This window comes from Levilactobacillus namurensis (assembly GCF_032197885.1).
GTDB lineage: Bacteria > Bacillota > Bacilli > Lactobacillales > Lactobacillaceae > Levilactobacillus > Levilactobacillus namurensis_A.
This window is the reverse complement of the sequence record NZ_CP134159.1, coordinates 1,238,162-1,255,716: the sequence shown is the minus strand read 5'-3', so window position 1 is coordinate 1,255,716 and position 17,555 is coordinate 1,238,162. Positions and strand designations below refer to the sequence as shown.

General features: G+C 45.3%; 19 protein-coding genes. 2 read left to right on the top strand and 17 right to left on the bottom strand.

Annotated elements, in window-relative coordinates; genetic code table 11:
* Nucleotides 1–6: 6 nt before the first annotated feature.
* From RIN67_RS06045 to RIN67_RS06015, 7 genes are read right to left on the bottom strand one after another with little or no spacing between them, the layout of a single operon-like run.
* On the bottom strand, nt 7–360 hold the full coding sequence (locus RIN67_RS06045) for a glycerol dehydratase reactivase beta/small subunit family protein (RefSeq protein ID WP_264998977.1): 354 nt from the start codon (nt 358–360) through the stop codon (nt 7–9).
* Nucleotides 350–2,191 (bottom strand): diol dehydratase reactivase subunit alpha, encoded by a 1,842-nt coding sequence (locus RIN67_RS06040; RefSeq protein ID WP_264998978.1) that lies wholly within the window; start codon nt 2,189–2,191, stop codon nt 350–352. The genes RIN67_RS06045 and RIN67_RS06040 overlap by 11 nt, the downstream gene beginning before the upstream one ends.
* Before the next feature lie 14 nt (nt 2,192–2,205).
* Complete coding sequence (locus tag RIN67_RS06035) at nt 2,206–2,724, bottom strand: diol dehydratase small subunit (RefSeq protein WP_264998979.1); 519 nt, start codon at nt 2,722–2,724, stop codon at nt 2,206–2,208.
* A gap of 12 nt (nt 2,725–2,736) precedes the next feature.
* On the bottom strand, nt 2,737–3,444 hold the full coding sequence (locus tag RIN67_RS06030; RefSeq protein ID WP_056943690.1) for a propanediol/glycerol family dehydratase medium subunit: 708 nt from the start codon (nt 3,442–3,444) through the stop codon (nt 2,737–2,739).
* Between the two features lie 20 nt (nt 3,445–3,464).
* The gene (locus RIN67_RS06025) at nt 3,465–5,141 is read right to left on the bottom strand and encodes a propanediol/glycerol family dehydratase large subunit (RefSeq protein WP_264998980.1); all 1,677 of its coding nucleotides are present in this window, start codon (nt 5,139–5,141) and stop codon (nt 3,465–3,467) included.
* A gap of 16 nt (nt 5,142–5,157) precedes the next feature.
* Nucleotides 5,158–5,976: a propanediol utilization microcompartment protein PduB gene (gene pduB, locus RIN67_RS06020; RefSeq protein ID WP_264998981.1), complete on the bottom strand. Its 819-nt coding sequence runs from the start codon at nt 5,974–5,976 to the stop codon at nt 5,158–5,160.
* Between the two features lie 19 nt (nt 5,977–5,995).
* Nucleotides 5,996–6,274: a BMC domain-containing protein gene (locus RIN67_RS06015; RefSeq protein ID WP_056943693.1), complete on the bottom strand. Its 279-nt coding sequence runs from the start codon at nt 6,272–6,274 to the stop codon at nt 5,996–5,998.
* Nucleotides 6,275–6,597: 323 nt separating this feature from the next.
* Between RIN67_RS06015 and RIN67_RS06010 the strand changes: the two genes are divergently transcribed.
* Nucleotides 6,598–7,704 carry a helix-turn-helix domain-containing protein gene (locus RIN67_RS06010; protein ID WP_264998982.1) on the top strand — a complete coding sequence of 369 codons (1,107 nt, stop codon included), beginning with the start codon at nt 6,598–6,600 and terminating at the stop codon, nt 7,702–7,704.
* A gap of 103 nt (nt 7,705–7,807) precedes the next feature.
* Here the strand turns inward: RIN67_RS06010 and RIN67_RS06005 are convergent, their stop codons facing one another.
* The 7 genes from RIN67_RS06005 to RIN67_RS05975 all read right to left on the bottom strand — a co-directional run bounded on the left by RIN67_RS06005 (nt 7,808) and on the right by RIN67_RS05975 (nt 14,224).
* Nucleotides 7,808–8,515, bottom strand: coding sequence for an MIP/aquaporin family protein (locus RIN67_RS06005; protein WP_056943695.1), 708 nt, complete (start codon nt 8,513–8,515; stop codon nt 7,808–7,810).
* 236 nt (nt 8,516–8,751) lie between these two features.
* On the bottom strand, nt 8,752–9,186 hold the full coding sequence (locus tag RIN67_RS06000) for a EutP/PduV family microcompartment system protein (protein ID WP_264998983.1): 435 nt from the start codon (nt 9,184–9,186) through the stop codon (nt 8,752–8,754).
* 11 nt (nt 9,187–9,197) lie between these two features.
* A complete protein-coding gene (locus RIN67_RS05995; protein ID WP_264998984.1) occupies nt 9,198–9,902 on the bottom strand; it encodes a DUF4430 domain-containing protein in 705 nt (234 codons plus the stop codon).
* A gap of 23 nt (nt 9,903–9,925) precedes the next feature.
* The gene (locus tag RIN67_RS05990; protein ID WP_107738893.1) at nt 9,926–10,972 is read right to left on the bottom strand and encodes a prenyltransferase/squalene oxidase repeat-containing protein; all 1,047 of its coding nucleotides are present in this window, start codon (nt 10,970–10,972) and stop codon (nt 9,926–9,928) included.
* Nucleotides 10,973–10,987: 15 nt separating this feature from the next.
* Nucleotides 10,988–11,626: an ECF transporter S component gene (locus RIN67_RS05985; RefSeq protein ID WP_264999064.1), complete on the bottom strand. Its 639-nt coding sequence runs from the start codon at nt 11,624–11,626 to the stop codon at nt 10,988–10,990.
* Nucleotides 11,627–11,651: 25 nt separating this feature from the next.
* Nucleotides 11,652–13,340 (bottom strand): ABC transporter ATP-binding protein, encoded by a 1,689-nt coding sequence (locus RIN67_RS05980; protein WP_264998985.1) that lies wholly within the window; start codon nt 13,338–13,340, stop codon nt 11,652–11,654.
* The gene (locus RIN67_RS05975) at nt 13,328–14,224 is read right to left on the bottom strand and encodes an energy-coupling factor transporter transmembrane component T (RefSeq protein WP_264998986.1); all 897 of its coding nucleotides are present in this window, start codon (nt 14,222–14,224) and stop codon (nt 13,328–13,330) included. Before RIN67_RS05975 ends, RIN67_RS05980 begins: the two co-directional genes overlap by 13 nt.
* Before the next feature lie 530 nt (nt 14,225–14,754).
* On the opposite strand from RIN67_RS05975, the gene RIN67_RS05970 reads away from it, so the two are divergent.
* Complete coding sequence (locus RIN67_RS05970) at nt 14,755–15,666, top strand: L-lactate dehydrogenase (RefSeq protein WP_107738887.1); 912 nt, start codon at nt 14,755–14,757, stop codon at nt 15,664–15,666.
* 56 nt (nt 15,667–15,722) lie between these two features.
* On the opposite strand, the gene rplS is transcribed toward RIN67_RS05970, so the two are convergent.
* The 3 genes from rplS to rimM all read right to left on the bottom strand — a co-directional run bounded on the left by rplS (nt 15,723) and on the right by rimM (nt 17,483).
* On the bottom strand, nt 15,723–16,079 hold the full coding sequence (gene rplS, locus RIN67_RS05965; RefSeq protein WP_264998987.1) for a 50S ribosomal protein L19: 357 nt from the start codon (nt 16,077–16,079) through the stop codon (nt 15,723–15,725).
* 112 nt (nt 16,080–16,191) lie between these two features.
* Nucleotides 16,192–16,965 (bottom strand): tRNA (guanosine(37)-N1)-methyltransferase TrmD, encoded by a 774-nt coding sequence (trmD, locus tag RIN67_RS05960; RefSeq protein ID WP_264998988.1) that lies wholly within the window; start codon nt 16,963–16,965, stop codon nt 16,192–16,194.
* The gene (rimM, locus tag RIN67_RS05955) at nt 16,965–17,483 is read right to left on the bottom strand and encodes a ribosome maturation factor RimM (protein WP_264998989.1); all 519 of its coding nucleotides are present in this window, start codon (nt 17,481–17,483) and stop codon (nt 16,965–16,967) included. The genes trmD and rimM overlap by 1 nt, the downstream gene beginning before the upstream one ends.
* Between the last annotated feature and the right edge of the window lie 72 nt (nt 17,484–17,555).

The window sequence follows — 17,555 nt, the reverse complement described above, 5'->3', positions numbered from 1 at the left end:
CACCGCCTAATCCTTCAACTTCTTAAAGGGCACACCTTTGACTAATCGAGCAGCATTCGCTCCCAGTGCCCGAAACTGCGCGGTATCCGTCCGAGAGACACTAAATAGTGGCTGATCACTGGGCAAGTTCTTGTAGTGAACGATAATCTGTTGGTCATCGAATCCGATTCCCACAGAAAGTCGGGAAGCTAGGGCTGCCTGATAGGCTCGTTCGACCGCCGTTGGTACGCTAATTTGCGCCATATTAACCGGAATCTCTTCTTCCTCAATTCCGTCTAGTAGCGCTTTCAAATCAGTGGGAACGGTCGTATCGGAGGTCACCGCAATCAAGATTGCTGGTCGGTCCGTGTCAACTGACATGAGCGTCCCTTCTTTCCTGGGCATACGAGAGAATTAACCCCGTTGCCACGGCGTTTCGTGGTCCTTCAATCGAACGAATATTTCCACGACCCGCCACTAAATTGTAGTGGGACAGTTCATCAGTAACTAATTGCGGGATTTCAAAGTCCAAAGCAGACCCTCCTACAATAACCACAAATGGAATGTCACGGATGTTGCCAGTCGGACTCACATGTTTTAAGGCCCGCTGAGCGTTCTCAACGAAGACTCGCTTCTTCGCCGTCTGCCGAATCGTCTTGACCTTTTCAATGTTCAAGTCACCTGGCAATGGCACGTAACCATCAGGTTTTATGACCACAGTCCGGGCAAAGATGTCAGATGGTAACGGCTTATCAAAGAACTGGACAGTACCATCTTCATGACGAATTTGGAAAAGGTTTTCGACCCGAGCTAACGGATACTTTTTGATATCCTCAGCTAGATAAATATCATCTAACCCCAATTCGGAATTAATAATCATGGTGACCATGTCACCGGCACCGGCTAAATGAATCGCCACGATTTGATTTTCCTTGTTAATAATCGAGGCATCCGTTGATCCAGCTCCTAAGTCCAAAATTGCAATCGGCTTGGTGGTTCCCGGTGTCGTCAAGGCCCCGAGAATAGCAGCTTCAGCTTCAGCTCCCCCAATCTCGACCGGAATATGCATATCGTCTTGAATCAGGTTGGCAATCACCTGCATCTGTAGGTGATCAGACTTGACCATCGCAGCAATACCGACAGCCTCCTCAGTTGAAAATTCACCGGCCAGACCACCTTGAACCTTCACGGGCACTGACGTATTGACCGCCAGTAAATCTTGAATCGCAATATCTTTGTTTTGCTTAGCCGTCAAATCCGCCATCGTCTGCCGTACTTTTTCCAGCATGCCGCCAACATTGGTCCCCGACTCACCTGTGATGTCCTGAATCCGATCAAACTCATTGATTTTCTTCATAATCGCTTCGGCGCCGGCGGCAACATTAACGGAATCTGAATCACGAATGCCTTCGATTTTGATTGAACCGGCCGGAATGACCCGTGCTTTCACATCCCCTTCTGGTGTCTTAATGACCACCGCTGAACGGTTACCAATCAAGGCCCGGGAAACCGGGACAATATTTTTGGTTTCATCAGAAGTGAGACCAAAAAGCGTAGCGATGCCATACGGGTTAGAAAGCTGAGAAATCACTTTCCCTTTATCCGCCACCTCGACTGCTGCCAGCATTCCAACGGGAACTTTGTCGATTTGGGAAACCTCGTCCACAATAGGAATTCTGCTTTCTAGTCGATTATCAATCAGGACCCCATCATCATTTTGGAGAATCGCAGCGGTAATCTGAAAGCCAGCCTTGGTGTATACGTTGATCAATTTCGCGGCATCCTCAAAATCGATAGTCTTCGGAATCAAAACAATGTACTTCCGTGACTTGTCGGTCTGTTTGAGGAGCTGTAGGAGTTCAACAGTATATCCAGAACCGATTCCTAAACCACCCGGCGTGTTCGGATTATGGCCAATCATCGTGGATTCCGTGATGACGGTTTCCGTAATGGTCTCCATCGCCACATCCCCAATAACTGGCGTTGCCTCGTTAATTCGAATCAAATCAATGTCATTTAGCTCAAGATGGGTCGTATCTAACACTTGTCTGAGTGACTTTTTGATTCCAATCAGGTTCTGTTTCGTTCCCTTAATCCCTGTGGTCGCGGAGATTCCAGAACCGATAAATTGGACTTCACCGTTCTCGGAAACGTCAGCTAGCGCCACTTCTGTTGATGAGTTACCAATGTCAACCCCAATCACTTTTGCCATACGAAGACTCCTAACTAGTTGTCACCCTTGAGTTTCTTACGAGATTCATAGTAGTCAGCGGCTTCTGCAAACCATCCGGCGTTCACTGGAGCATTATACTTGTCTTTTAGTTCACTAGAGATCGCCAACAACTCGGCCTTTGTGGACCGGTATGGTCGCAAGGCATTGTACATTTCCAATAACCGTGCATCCGGAATAGATGTTAATTCAGCGGCCCGTTTGAAGTTCCGTTGAATGGCATCCCGCCCCGCATCGCTAGCCACTTCACCTTGTAACCGCAAAGTATCAGGCGTGATTCGGAGATCGTTAGACTTGATGTTGTTGTTAATAACGTTGTCCAACGTAATGTCCTTTAAGGCTTTACCAGATGGTGAACGGACCAATTCCGGGTGCTTGCTGTATAACGGGTAATCGTTACGCTTCAATTCCTTTTCGTTAGTTGTCGTCGTGGATTGGGAAGCGGTCGTGCTGGCACTCCCGTTGTCGCCAATCTGTTGAACGATTTTCGCAACTAAGTCGTCAATTTCACTCATGACCAATTCCTCCTAGTTAAAGTTAACTTCGATTTCTTCAGCCGGCTTACCGACAACCACTTGCTTAGTTTCCTTGATGTGCATTAGGGCTGACAGTGCTTGGTACTGTACCCGAGCCATTTGATCGTTAACCGTTGGCACTGGACTCGGGGACATTCCCTTCGCATACTGTGCAGCATTCTTCCCAATTGCCCGGTAAGTATCGCCGTCTAAAACAGGTGCTTGCGGGAACAATTCCAAGTTTGACAGTGGTTCTTGATCCTTCTGATGAATGATTGTTGTCCCTTTAGACTGGATAGCAATGGCAATGCCTGAGCCAGAAAGGTGATCACCTTCTGAACCACAGAAAGAAACATCTGATGTCCGATATACCTTGATGACACGGGCTTTCAAACCTTCTTCCTCGATACCGGCAATGACCTGACGTAGGATTTCTTTATGGCTAATCCCCGTCAAGTTATGGTCTAGTACTTCAGCAAAGGCAGGTGCCACAGCGATGACAACTTCATCGCGGGAATAGCCTTGCTTAGCAACGCCAACGTGCTTAAACCAATCGACAGGCCGTTCTGCTTCCGCCCCTGGCTTCGTTTCGTGTGGTACTTCGGCAGTTGCTGTCGCGGTGCTTTCGCTAAACGAAATTGGCTTATCGACCTGCTGAGTTTCAGCAATCACGTCGCGAATGATATTACGTAATAAATCTTCATTGATTTCTTGAGCCACAATGTTAACCCCCTTACGGACTAAAGTTGCATGTGCTGTGGATCGATGGCAAACGGAATGTTCTTAATCCGTTCCCATTCATCGGTATCTTCTTCCAACCGGTAACCTGTACCAGGACCTCGGTAGTCATTGGCATCGTTAACAGCGGAAATGACGTTCCAATTCTCATCAAAGATGGCAGACGTCTGTAAGAAATCCCCACAAACTTTTTGCTTTTGTAGGTCTAAGACGGCTTGGGCAACGTCCTTAAATCCGTGGTTGTAAAGGGCCTTGACCACATCAACGGCGGTGATTCCACGATCCATCAAATCTTGGGCAGCTTTCATGTCTTCAACCATGTTTCGGTCAGGCATGTCTTTCGACGTATTTGCGTAGGTCGCTGCTTCAACTTCCTCGTCGGTGATTTTGGGCAGACCCAGGTCTTCAAAGACAGCTTGTAATGCCTTGGCAGCCTTGTTTCGACCCTTAATAATGGCATCTTCAGTCACAGGATGAATCCCACCGTTAATAGCTAAGTCCCGTTCCATGACATAGTAATCATCGTAGTCCAAGCCATCCGTGTTCGACCCAGCAAACGTGTTGTCGTAATTTGGCGTGGAAGAGTAACCGGAAGAAATATAATCGGTTCCAGCAATGAATTGACCTAAGAGCCGTTCCGTCCGACGCATATCAGAGTGTGAGAAGGCTTGGTCATTGGCGGAAGCACATTCAAGGTCAAGCATCATGCACAAGAGATTTTCGCCCAAGACGGAACGAATCCCACCTGGGACGGATCCAGGAATTCCGATACAACTAACACCACCATTTTGTAAACCTTGAACCCCGGATGCCTTGGTAATGAAGATACAACGTGATTCCAAGTACAGCATGGACTTTCCTTCGGTGTAGCCCATCATGACTTCAGAACCGGAGCCAGAGGTGAACCGCATCTTCAACCCACGAGAAGCATAGCAAGATGCTAAAAATCCTTTAGACCAAGGCGTGTCATCACCATCGGTAAAGACCTTGTCAGTTCCGTAAACGGAAATGGTTTCGGCGTAACCGGTGAAGCCTCGCATCCCTAAGTTCAATTCAGCAGCTTCTTCAACGGAACATTGACTGATGACCCCAGGACGGCCAGTTTGAGCTCCAACCAACAGTGAGATGGCGTTCAATGGTGCGTACCGGGCAACGGCTGTTGTCGTTTCCTGTTCTGGGAATCCCCGTAATGCGGCATCGGCCGCATCAGCTGCGATTTGAACTGGATTATCCCGAATGTTCGTCACGTGACATTGCGTCGCTGGTGTCCGCCGTGGTCGCATTTTTTGGGTAGCCATAATCATTTCTGCGAAGTTCAACTTACTGATAACTTCTTCGGCCTTCGCTGGTGTCATCGCGGTCGTCAGGGCAATAATGTCGTCCCGACCAACGTTCGGATCACATAGCATATTGGCAATCTTAGTGGAATCCATCGCCATGACCTTTTCGGCATTTTCTAATTTGATCCCGTACTTGGCAATATACAGATCAATCAAATCAAAATCCTTGGCAGGCTTTTGATCCATTTCAGTAACCTTGCCATTCTCAATCTTGATACTTGGCTTAGGGTCATTAGGCCCCATCATGGCAACGAAACCTTCTTCAGGCCATTCTTTGACAAATCCATCTAAATGAATGGGACGTTTTTCAAGTGCTTCAAAGCGTTTTTGACGTTTCAATTAAAGTTCCTCCTCTCTAGCGAATGTAAGACGGAAAATCAGCAACTGGCTTTTCGCCTAACTGCGCTAGTAGCTTCAGCCCAACTTCACGACCAGCAATCACAGCTTGCCGCACCGCACCAGAATCTCCACTAATATGAACCGTACCTTCGTTAGAAAAACTCGTACCATGACTCGGCGAAGCAAACGATAAGACATCGACTCCTGCTGTCTTGATTGCGGTATCGGCCATAACAACCCCGATTCCTGATGGAGCTCCACAAATCAAGCCATAAGCTTTCCCTTCAGGAGCCCCAAATGCCATATGTACAGCACCGGCTGCACGTGCAGTAAATTGAAGTTCCAAGTGTCCCGCAGCAGCATTATAAACATCACCAAAGGTTCGGCTTAAATTGTCCAATGCCACTTGAATGGCAGAACGGACATCAGAGGGATCATACCCTCCAATGAGAATTAGAACACCGTGTCCTGCGCCTCCCTTCGTATCACGGGGCCATTCCACATCAATAACTTCAGTGTTAGTAGCCTTAACAGCTTCATCCATCGCCATAATCTGTGGACCGGCTCCCGTTCGGGAACTTAATACCCCAATAACTGTGAATTTCTTGGAGACATGCAGATGATCCAATAAGATTGCATCCACACTGGGAATACACATTCCAATTGTGTCACCAGTCTGACTAGCTCCCACGAATTCAGGAACTACGCTGGTTGAGTTTAAGAAATTATCCATCATTATTCCTCCCGATGATTGAGAAGATGACGCCGGAAGCGTCATCCCCTGTTGCAGAAGTTCAGTTAAAACCCGATTCATTAACTGTTGTTGCACCATCATCTAGACACCCAAATAACCGTTACTTCTTTTGGGGCAAGATTTTTTCAACATCGGTATGTGGACGTGGGATGACGTAATTCGATAAAACTTCGCCAATATTTTCAGCAGCGGCAACCCCTGCATCTACAGCCGCTTTAACGGCACCAACATCTCCACGAACCATGGTCGTTACTAAGCCATGACCAATTTTTTCTTGACCAATCAGATCAACGTTAGCAGCTTTTACCATTGAATCAGCTGCTTCAATGGCAGGGACGAGACCCTTCGTTTCAATTAAACCGAGTGCTTCTTGTTCCATGACAATACCTCCAGTTATTACCAAGCAATTTAGTTAACTAATCAACAAGCCTAGCTCACTAAATTGCATGGCGGTTTTTGAAAACGTCTTCATTGTATAAAAGCCGGCTATCACTATTTTTAACAATAACCAGATATCTCTGACAATAATTTGTGGTTAGTTATGAGATAGTACTTAAAGTGCGAATATGTACAAGTCGTGCGAAAAAATGCGCTTGATTTCATATTATTATTTAGTTAAACTGTTTCTGTGATAGCGTTTTATTTGCTACGGGGACAATATATTCATCAATAGATTAATTGCTTAGTAGGAGGAAAAATATAATGCTCACTTATTCACCAAAACAAGAAGATTACCGATCCTTAGCCCATTCTTTGGCAACTTTTACCAGCCTGACCCAAATCAAAACGATGTTTTTTGGGTTTGGCGGTATCTTACTCGCTGATGATTTTGTTTACCTCAATACTGAGGCAATTGAGAGTACACTGGTCGATGAAACCTTTGAAAATTATGCCGTCTTCCCCGTTAGTCTCAATCAGCAACTCTGGGGCGCAGTTCTTTGCGAAACAACTGATGTTTCAAAGAAACGACTCTTCTTGTCACAAAGCTACTTGCAAAATATTATGAATGAAATTATCGACACCCCAACTTTAGGAACCGTCAAAGTCTGGGAACCCCTAACTTCCGATCAGGTTAGTCAGATCAACTACCTTCATGACTTCTTTGGTAACCATCAAACCGCCACGATGCCCACCAAGTCCTCTCAGCCAACTCGTGCTATGAAACTCGACCAGTTAGATGATCGGGATGCTGCTAGCCGTAGCATCACTCTAGCCGTTGACTACATTCACCAAAATATTCAACAGTCTCTATCCCTAAACGAAGTGGCTCAAAAAGCATTTTTATCCCCCTCTTACCTAAGTCGCCTTTTTAAAAAGTATCTGCACGTTAACTTTGTAGAATACGTTAACAACCAAAAGGTCGCTCTGGCTCAAGAAAAGTTGGCCCTGTCAACCGATACAATCCAGCAGATTTCTAATCAAATTGGATTCTCTCAAACCAGTTACTTTACAAAGATCTTTAAGCGTAAGACTGGCTTAACCCCTTCAGAATTTCGTCAACGAAATCATACGATTCAAAAAATTTATACCATTCCTAGGAAACTAGACTGGGAAAATAGTGAAAGTGTCTATGACGTCTCCAAGGATTTCTTCAAGTCCAATCACATCAAATACCTTGCAGATTCAACTGACGGAACGACCTACGTCAACCGGATTGGTGACCTAGGAGACACTGACGGCAATCGTGGATGGGTTTACACAGTAGATGGCCAGCAGCCTTTGCAATCCGCTGATGAAACGCCTGCCAACGATAAGTCAGTGATCCAATGGGTCTATACGGATTATTCCCAGGATTCTCAAAATAAATAGCACTAAAAAGATAAGCCAATGGTTGGAAAATTCCGACCATTGGCTTATCTTTTATAATCAATATGTAGACTATATCCCCCATACGTCTACTAATATCGCATTATTACTTCAACAGGACCTGCAGTCCAGCCGCAAGAACGCCCCCGACAATTGGTCCACACATTGGCACCCAGGCGTATTCCCAATGCGTCTTACCCCGGTTAGGTACCGGCAAAACCGAATAAGCTAATCGTGGACCCCAATCACGTGCCGGATTCAACGCAAATCCAGTTGTCGTTCCTAGTGCCATCCCCACAACCGTGATCAAAGTTCCCACGATAAATGGCTTTAAGCCTTGCGTAAAATCTCCTAAGTTCAATAGGATGAAAACAAACGCCCACGTTGCAATTAATTCAGACATAAAGTTTAAAAACGGGCTATAAATTGCAGGTCGAGTAGCAAAAATTCCCACTTGGTTTCCCTCCGACTCACTCTTGCTGGCTTTAAAGTGGGGATAAAAATGAATAATAACAATTGCAGCACCTACAAAAGCACCTAAGAACTGTCCTAATAGATACGGAATCACTTCGCTCCATGGGAAAAACCCAAAAGCAGCAAATCCAATCGTTACAGCTGGATTTAGATGACCATCTGAGCCTAATGCGCCCCCGACATAAACACCCATTGTCACCGCCAATCCCCAAGCTACGGATATGTACGTCCAGTTCGAACCCTGACCATATGTCTTTTTCAAATTAACACTGGCGCAGGTTCCGGCACCTAAAACGATTAAAATTAACGTTCCAAAAAACTCACCAATAAAACCATCCATTGTAAAACACCTGCCTTATCGTTTTATTTATTCAACAGCCTCGATTTTTAGTGTAGCATAGGGATCTATGCCGTTTTTATCTTAAATTAGCCTGACTGAAACAAGTATTTGCTAATTTAAAGGAAAATAGCAGGATAATGTAAGCGCTTTTATATTATTTTGCTTCATCTTTAAAAACCTTAAAAGGGCATCCTCAACGCACATGATACACGTCTGAGACACCCTTAATTAACCGATTATTTCTCTTCTAAATAAGCTTGGAATTCATCCAACTGTAAATCCTTCAAAGCAGATACCTCAAAGATTCGTTGAGCTCCTGCTTCCCTAAGCTGTTTTTCTGCCCACTTTAATTGATCTAGCGTCGTCGCCAAATCAATTTTAGTAACCACCCCTACTACCGGGCGACCAAACATCGTGCTAAAAGCTTCTGGAAAAATTAGACGCTGATCCGTAACACTCTGCAATAGTACCACAACATCCGCATCCATCGCTGTGGTTGCAATATTAGTATACATCCGGCGATGTTCAATAAATTCCCCTGGTGTATCAATAATATTCTTGAAAAACTCTACCGATTGGGTTTTATTATAGTGAATCGTAAGACGATTTAGTCGCTGCAATAACGTTGTCTTACCACAACCAATAGTGCCAACAAACATTGCCCGTTTCATCTTACCACCCCTTAATAACCCTTAGTCGTAAAGTACCAATGTACACGATCATGATTTGAGACAGGCTCCTTGTTGGCCCCTTTATCAATAAACTTACCATTGACTTTAAATTTCCAACCACTACCGACTTTAACTTCATTTTCCGCCAAACCATTAATACTACTTACATAAACAGCAACCCCATTTTGATAGTTGATCTTTAATTTTGAGGCTTGAAGAACAGAAAATGCCGTCGAATGCCGATTAATTTTAACCGTTCCATCAAAAAAAGTTTTCTTATAACCACTAACAGTGAGGTGCACCGTTTCAGACGCATGCTGACTAGACGTAGTAGTTTTGGTGGTTTGCTTGGTCGTTGCTTGTGATGCTGCCTTAGCTTGAGGACTAGATGATGCCGAAGAAGCTTGTTTTTTGGTCGGAACTACGGTTTGCGCCTTACTCTGCCTAGTCAACTGCTTTCCGTTTCTTTCACGAGTCGTTTTATGTCTTGACGACTGCTTCGTTACCTGCTTAACGGAATGGTGCGCTTGTGATGTAACCGATGAACTCGTCGATTGGTTTGCAGAATAGTGATCATTCCGCGATATAGACGACGAACTAACTGTTTGTTCAGCCACCGGCTGATTAGCACTCGCGTAATGCTGAATGACAAATGCCGTACCCATCGTCAAAAGAGTAACAGCGATTGCAATGATAATCCCCGCCTGCTTCTTCATGCTTTAACCTCCGTAAGATGTCATTATTTAAATTGATAGACAAACTTATTCGTATACTTCCCGTTATGGTAAGCGGCCGTTGCTACACTAACTTGTCCATAAGCCAAAGTCATACTATAAGCACCTTTAATGGTGCCGGCATGCTGAACATACCCTAACATGTTACGTAATGGCGTGGCCTTTTGAGCAGACTTAATCGCTTTCTGGTTAATCAACTTAGCAGTTGCTTTATTGGTTGACAAAGCAATGATTGCTTCTGCCGTTGAGTTGGCATTTGGGTTCTCCTTACCATTGTAGGTATAACCAAACGCCCCACTCTTATAAATATTCTTTTTTAAATAGTTACGGCCTTGCTTGGCTGCTTTAGTCACTACTCCGTTATGGCTCTTCCCCATGCCTAAGGCCGTGACTGCCATGGCCGTTGTATCACTATCAACACTGGCAACCGTATTATTATAAGCCCAACCATGATTCGATTGTTGATTCTTCGCAATGCGCTTACTGAGTGATGTTTTGGAGAAAGCAGCTTTACTTGGCTTCTTAAACGTCTTATTAGAGGAAACTGCAATTAAAGTTTGACTCTGAACGTTAACCGTCTGTTTCGTCATCGACTTCTTATACAACGTATTAACCAGATTCAAAGATTTCTTAGCACCAGCGGGCTTATACTTAGTTGGATTAACACCAATCGCTTGTAATCCAATAATCGCAGTTGCTAAAGTGGCAGGATCACTTTTCTTAGAGATTACCAGATTCTTTTTAACTAACTTCTTTTGACTCTTAGTAAACTTATATCCTTGCTTTTTCAGACCCAGTAGAAAATCTGAGTACCCCGAAGCCGCACCAGTCGTAGGATACGCCGCCTTACTAAACATCTTTCCCTTAGACGTTAACCCATCTTTATTTTGCTTTAACATCTTTTTAGCGTATGTATAAGCTTTTTTTTGCTTACTAGTCTGATAACTCTTAGAAGCACTCTTTACACCGGCTGCATCCGCCACCGGTACTAAGGCCCCTAAAGCTAAAATCGTCGTCATTGAAGCCACCATTACTTTTTTCGTACTAAACATTAACAATCACCCTTTTTATAAAATTTTGTACTTTAAAATCAAACGATCCATCAGTCGATGCCAAGGCCGATACAACACTAAAATACTAATCGCATTCGTTGCTGCATGCAGTGCATCAAACGGAAAACTAGATGCAAAGGATAAGAAGAAACTAGCGGGACGTAACGGATGAACGTACGCTAAGGCGTACCACAAATCCAATATCCAGCCGAACCATAATCCCCACAACGCACCCCAAATAACCATCCACCATAGTTGGTCTTTAAGTATGCTCTTCCGAAATAATCCCGTTAGTAATCCCATCACACCCCAAGCCAACATTTGCCAGGGAGTCCAAGGACCTTGACCTAAAAATAGATTAGAAACTAACGCCATCGTCGACCCAGAAACGAAGCCCAGTTCAGGCCCTAAGCTTACCGAGCTGACCAGTACTACAAAACTTGTTAGCTGAACATTGGGAATCGCTGCTAACGGGACCCTTCCCAGAACACCTAATGCAACAATCACAGCTAGGAACACTAATAACCGTGTCCCCATTTGCTGATGTTCAAACCGCCAATAGGCCGGTAAAATACTGCAAGCTAGACATCCAAAACTAAACCATACATAGTGTTTTCCTTTAAATAACAACATTAACCCCAATAAGACCGCCATACCAACTAGGGCAATAATTAAGGGGCTAAGCCAGCCGATTCTGCGCGTCGTCACTTTGTTCACCTCCTTTCACCGTCGTAAGTTTCGTCACATCATCGGCAAATAAGGCTGTCGGCACCTGATTTGCCAGTAATCGATTAATCGCCGTTGTGAATATAAAGTTTTGAGTAAAAAATTTACGGCTAGTTACTGGTGGATTAACTTGTCCGTTAAACATGAAAGTACATTGCTTTGCATATCGCGCACAAAAATTCATATCATGACTAGCCATCACAATGGTCGTCCCCTGAGCGTGTACACGTTTCAAAATAGTACCCAATTTCCCCTTAGTCGTTGGATCAAGTCCCTTAGTGGGCTCATCCAATAACAAGACTTTAGGTTGCGTCACCAAACAAATTCCGAGTCCCAAGAGCTGCTGTTGACCACCGCTAAGATCAAAAACATTATGATTGGCCACATCAGTCAACTGCAATTCGGTCATAAGTGTTACTATCTGTTGCGTCGTGAATGGCTCATCTGCTAAACGATTCTGATCTTCCAATTCTTCACGAACAGTTTTTCCGCTAAATTGTTCAAGCGGATTCTGAGAAAGATACGCAATTTTTTGTAAGCGAAGTTGATTGGATAACTTCCAAACAACTTGATTTTTCAACCGAACTTTACCGTGTTGCGGCTTTAGTAGGCCGGCCAGTACCGACAGGAGCGTTGATTTACCTGAACCATTTTTTCCAATAATAGCCAACCAATCTCCTTGAGATAATTCCAGATTTAGATGCCGTAACACCACATGTCCGTTAAAGTCTAATGTGATATTTTTGGCCGTCAATAAGCGTATCCCTTGAGATACTAACTGCGGTTTCAAATTCCGCTTCAATCTGAACTTTTCACCACCAGCTACCAATAAGTGACGCCCCGCTGGAATAGAGAGCGGTAAAGTTGCGACAGGTATCCTATGTTGTAAAAAAAAGTGTGGAATAGGCGGCACAAACTCAGATAGCTCTGGCATTTTTGCCATTTTACGTAGACCCTCGGACACGCTCCCATCACAAAGGAGTTTGCCTGCTTGCAAGACAACTAATCGGTTAGCCAGCCCTAATACCCGACTCAACCGGTGTTCGGTTAAAACAATGGTCGTTCCTAATTCATCATGTACTTGACGCAACACGTTTAAAAAGTTCTGAGCAGTAGTCGGATCCAACTGGGCTGTCGGTTCATCTAAAAGAATGATCTCCGGCTTAAGCGCCAAGACCGATGCAAGATTTACCAGTTGAACTTGTCCACCCGATAACGTCTTGATTGATCGTGTCAGGAACTTATCAAGTCCCAAAAAATTAGCCAATTCAGCAATCCGACTATTAATAACATCACTAGAGTAGCCTAAGTTTTCCAGTGGAAAAGCCAATTCTTCAATAACGGTTGCCATAATGGGCTGCGTCTGTGGATTCTGAGCTACAAACCCAATTTCTTGTGCGCTGCTCGTTTGCTTTATGTCCGCAATCGCTTGTCCCTTATATAGAACCTCTCCCTTTTTTTGCCCTGCCGGTAATAGCTCTTGCTTTAGTTGTTTTAACAAAGTCGTCTTTCCGCTTCCAGTAGTTCCCGCTAAAACTAAAAAGTCCCCTTTTTGAATCGAAAACTGAATATCTTCTAGCGCTAGTGTCTTGGTACCCGGATAGCTAAAGGTTAACTTATTTATTCGTATTAGTTGGCCCACAATCGGTATCCTCCTTCCCCAATAAGTGGTAATCCAATAAAAATAATTAATAATCCGACTAGTGACCAATCATGTACGTGTTGCCACTGCACCATAACCACGTCACTCGTCCACCCCCATCCCTGTAACCGTGCTAGGAGCAATAAACCAAACAATCCCGTTGCCACGCCTAAAAAGATGCCATCCGCTATTTGGAAGCAAAAGCGCTGATACTGACTCCGCTTCCGGGCACCAAAACCACGAGCCTCCATTAGCACTGCCGTCCCCATTGAATCAGAAACGCCATCGATCAAAACAATTCGCAACAGTTGTCCGGTACTTTTAAGTCGTTGACCAAAGCTCCCTTCACTAATTATGATGTTACGATTTTTCTGTAGCATTACTAACCGCTCCATCTTCTGAACAAATAAATCCACTAACCGTAAGGAAATGGTCAATAACATTGCCAATCGTGGCACTACTGGAAACAATATGTAACTTATCTTGGGAATCGTCATGACACCGTTGAACCAAACAAACGCAATAATCATAGCTCCTAACGATAAAGCCATGGTTAACCCATAGATAACGCCCGATTCAGTCAAATTAAATTCCCAATTCATAAAGTGCCACTGCCAGATCAACCGCCTACCTGTCTGATTCAAGACAAGATTGAACGCGAAGATAATCCCCATAAAACTCAAACTACTAACCAGTAGTCGACGAACCTTTTGAGAGTCAAAATAGCAGCTACAAACACCAATAAGTGAAATAAGTATCCCTATTACTAGGATTAGATGATTAAACAGTAATAGTAGCGTAAATAATTCAATAAAGTAGCCCATCACCGTTAGCGGATGTAACTGACTTATAAAACTCAATTCGTTCACAACACCCGCTTGCATAAGCATGTGACCTCCTAATTTTTTTGTAATCGGTTTCTTACAAGCTTTATCCTACCATGGCCAAATTAACCACACAGCCAATATTTTGACAAATTTAGCGCTTTTTTATACCAGCGTTATCTCTATTTTGACATTGTGTTTCAAAATAGTCCTATTTTGACAAAAAACAAATAAGTACCTAAACCCGCTTGATGCTCCTAATTGTGTAAAATATCACTTTTGCATAAACCGTTAACTACAACTGTATAATTGCACGAATCACTATATACAGTTGTCTTTTTTTGATTAATCACACTATCTAGTGGTTCCCACTCAGAAAAGTATACTCGTCTCTGCACTTAAATTCAGGAAAATACTCACTTTTCTTGACCCCACATTTAAGAAAAAGACGTCTTGACAACTTTTTCCCATTTAACTATAAATTTGCTTTCGCAAAGTTCGATACCTCTCCCCCTCGAACCCGCCCAAAATCAAGCGTATAATGAAAGTGGTTTCATGTATAAAAATTTTGTTTATGAGGAGTGGCTTCAATGACTAGAAAAATTGGCATCATTGGCATGGGCAACGTCGGAGCAGCTTGCGCGCATTACATTGTCGCAGGAGGCTTCGTTGATGAACTGGTGCTCATCGACCAGAACCTCAAGAAAGTCCAAGCTGACGCCCTGGACTTCGAAGACGCCATGGCGAACCTGCCTTACCACACCAACATCTACGTCAACGATTATCACCAATTAGACGACGCGGACGTCGTGATTTCTTCCGTGGGGCATATCAAACTCCTAGGGGGCGATCATCCCAACCGCTTTGCCGAACTCAAGCCCACCGGTGACGACGTCAAAGCCGTCGCTAACGAGCTCAAACAAACCAAGTTCAACGGGACCTTAGTCGTCATCAGCAATCCCAATGACGTCATGACCTCCCTCTATCAAGAACTCACCGGACTTCCTAAGGAACGGGTCATCGGGACCGGGACCCTCTTGGACGGCGCTCGGATGAAACGCGCCGTCGGTAAGGCCTTCCACGTCGATCCCCGCTCCGTTGAAGGCTACAACTTGGGTGAACACGGAAACTCCCAATTCACAGCCTGGTCCACCGTCAAAGTTCTGGATCAACCCGTCGCGGACCTAGCTGCCAAACAAGGCTTGGACCTCGACCAGATCAACGAAGACGTCCGGATGGGTGGCTTCACCGTCTTTAACGGCAAGGGCTACACCAACTACGGGGTTTCAACCGCTGCCGTTCGCTTAGCGATGGCCGTCATCAACGACGCCCACGAGGAACTTCCCATCTCCAACTACCGCGCTGAGTATGGTACTTACCTCTCCTACCCAGCCATTATCGGTCGCCAAGGGGTTGAACAACAGATCACTTTGGACCTACCACAAGACGAACTCGACAAGCTGCAGGCTTCCGCCGATTACATCAAGAAGAACCTTAACTAAAAATTGGACACAAAAAAACACCGACCACAAGGGTTGGTGTTTTTTTGTGTTGTTGATTAGCCGCGGCGACGTTCTGGAATCCGCGCAGCCTTACCGTTAAGGTCACGTAAGTAGTAAAGCTTGTTACGACGAACCTTACCTTGACGAACAACATCAATCTTAGCAACACGTGGTGAGTGTAATGGGAAGATCCGTTCCACACCGATCCCGTTACTGATCTTACGAACAGTGTAGGTCGCTTGGACACCGGCACCCTTACACTTGATAACGACACCTTCGAACAATTGGATCCGTTCGCGGGTACCTTCAACGATCCGGGCGTGAACCCGAACAGTATCCCCAGCACGGAAGTCTGGTAAGTCATCACGTAATTGAGCTTGGTTAATCTTAGCAATTAATTGGTTTTGGCGCATAATTTATTCTTTCCTTTCGCCAACATTCATTCTCAGTTTCGACAGCGGAATGTTGTTTATGTGGCTAAACAGCCAAAAATAAGTGTAGCATATCTGCTAACCCCTGTAAAGGTTATTTTCTTGACTCCTGCTTTTGTCGTTCCTCTTCTTCAATCCGTACATCCGCGAGCAACCGCTTCTGTAACGGCGTCAACTGCTGGTGGTCAATCAGATCCGGTCGGCGCAAGTAAGTCCGTCGAAGAGACTCCTTGAGCCGCCATTCGTCGATTTTCTGATGGTTTCCACTAATCAAGACATCGGGCACCGGCATCCCCCGGAAATCTGCTGGCCGCGTGTATTGCGGGTACTCCAGCAGCCCCGTTGAGAAGGAGTCTCCCGGCGCCGACTCCGCGTTGCCTAAGACCCCGGGCAACAACCGCACAGTGGCATCGATCATGACCATCGTCGGCAATTCGCCGCCGGTCAACACGAAGTCCCCTAAAGAGACCTCATCCGTCACCAGCTGGCGAATTCGTTCATCATAGCCCTCATAATGGCCGCACAGGAACGTCAGGTGGTCTTCGTGGGCAAACGTCTCCGCAACGTGCTGGTCAAAGGTCACACCCGCTGGGTCGGTCAGAATCACCCGGCCCTTAGGAAGGCCTTCAGCAGCCGCCTGCGCTTGTGTCGCCGCTAACGCATCAAAGATGGGCTGAGGCTGTAACAACATCCCCGCGCCCCCGCCAAAGGGGTAATCGTCCACGTTACCGTGCTTGTTCGTCGAATAATCCCGGAAGTTAGTCACGGGCATCGTCAAATGGCCATTCTCAATGGCCTTACCCACGATTGAATCGTGCATGGGACCACTAAACATGTCGGGAAATAAACTTAAGACGTCAATTCGCATTAGTCTAGCCCCTCCATTAATTCTACGGTCACTTGGTGCTGGTCCAAGTCGACCCGTTTAATCACCTGGTCGATTTTGGGCAATAGCAGGTCGGACTGCCCCGGTCGCGCCACGACCCACACGTCGTTGGCCCCTGGTGACAAGATTTCTTTAATGGTTCCTAACGGTTCCCCATCTTCCGTCACCACGGATAAGCCCACGATTTGGTGGTAGTAGTATTCCCCTGGCTTTAGGTCATCCGCCTGTAATTGATCATCATCAATCTTCAAGACCGCCGTCTTCAATCCCTCAACGTCGTTAATGGATGGGCGTCCCGCAAAACTGAGTAGATAAAAGTTCTTATGTTGCCGCACCGTCTTAACGGTCAGTTGAATGGGCGTTGGCTGATTCGGCATAAAGGCAAACAGAGTCGCGCCCACCGCAAACCGGCTCTGGGGGAAATCAGTCGTGGCCACGACCCGGACTTCCCCTTTAATGCCGTGCGTGTTTACCAGAGTTCCTACAGTATAGTACGCCATTAATCCTTCTCCTATCTTGGTGAGCCGCTTTACGGATGCCGCACTGTGACCGGCTGTAAAGCGGTAGTTTTA

Bases quoted from the DNA above. Each gene is read 5' to 3' on its own strand.
- rplS (WP_264998987.1), bottom strand. From the start codon at position 16,079: ATGCGCCAAAACCAATTAATTGCTAAGATTAACCAAGCTCAATTACGT.
- RIN67_RS06035 (WP_264998979.1), bottom strand. From the start codon at position 2,724: ATGAGTGAAATTGACGACTTAGTTGCGAAAATCGTTCAACAGATTGGC.
- RIN67_RS06045 (WP_264998977.1), bottom strand. From the start codon at position 360: ATGTCAGTTGACACGGACCGACCAGCAATCTTGATTGCGGTGACCTCC.
- trmD (WP_264998988.1), bottom strand. From the start codon at position 16,965: ATGCGAATTGACGTCTTAAGTTTATTTCCCGACATGTTTAGTGGTCCC.
- RIN67_RS05995 (WP_264998984.1), bottom strand. From the start codon at position 9,902: ATGAAGAAGCAGGCGGGGATTATCATTGCAATCGCTGTTACTCTTTTG.
- RIN67_RS06010 (WP_264998982.1), top strand. From the start codon at position 6,598: ATGCTCACTTATTCACCAAAACAAGAAGATTACCGATCCTTAGCCCAT.
- RIN67_RS06000 (WP_264998983.1), bottom strand. From the start codon at position 9,186: ATGAAACGGGCAATGTTTGTTGGCACTATTGGTTGTGGTAAGACAACG.
- RIN67_RS06040 (WP_264998978.1), bottom strand. From the start codon at position 2,191: ATGGCAAAAGTGATTGGGGTTGACATTGGTAACTCATCAACAGAAGTG.
- RIN67_RS05975 (WP_264998986.1), bottom strand. From the start codon at position 14,224: ATGCAAGCGGGTGTTGTGAACGAATTGAGTTTTATAAGTCAGTTACAT.
- RIN67_RS05990 (WP_107738893.1), bottom strand. From the start codon at position 10,972: ATGTTTAGTACGAAAAAAGTAATGGTGGCTTCAATGACGACGATTTTA.
- RIN67_RS06015 (WP_056943693.1), bottom strand. From the start codon at position 6,274: ATGGAACAAGAAGCACTCGGTTTAATTGAAACGAAGGGTCTCGTCCCT.
- pduB (WP_264998981.1), bottom strand. From the start codon at position 5,976: ATGATGGTGCAACAACAGTTAATGAATCGGGTTTTAACTGAACTTCTG.
- RIN67_RS06005 (WP_056943695.1), bottom strand. From the start codon at position 8,515: ATGGATGGTTTTATTGGTGAGTTTTTTGGAACGTTAATTTTAATCGTT.
- RIN67_RS05970 (WP_107738887.1), top strand. From the start codon at position 14,755: ATGACTAGAAAAATTGGCATCATTGGCATGGGCAACGTCGGAGCAGCT.
- rimM (WP_264998989.1), bottom strand. From the start codon at position 17,483: ATGGCGTACTATACTGTAGGAACTCTGGTAAACACGCACGGCATTAAA.
- RIN67_RS05985 (WP_264999064.1), bottom strand. From the start codon at position 11,626: ATGGCGGTCTTATTGGGGTTAATGTTGTTATTTAAAGGAAAACACTAT.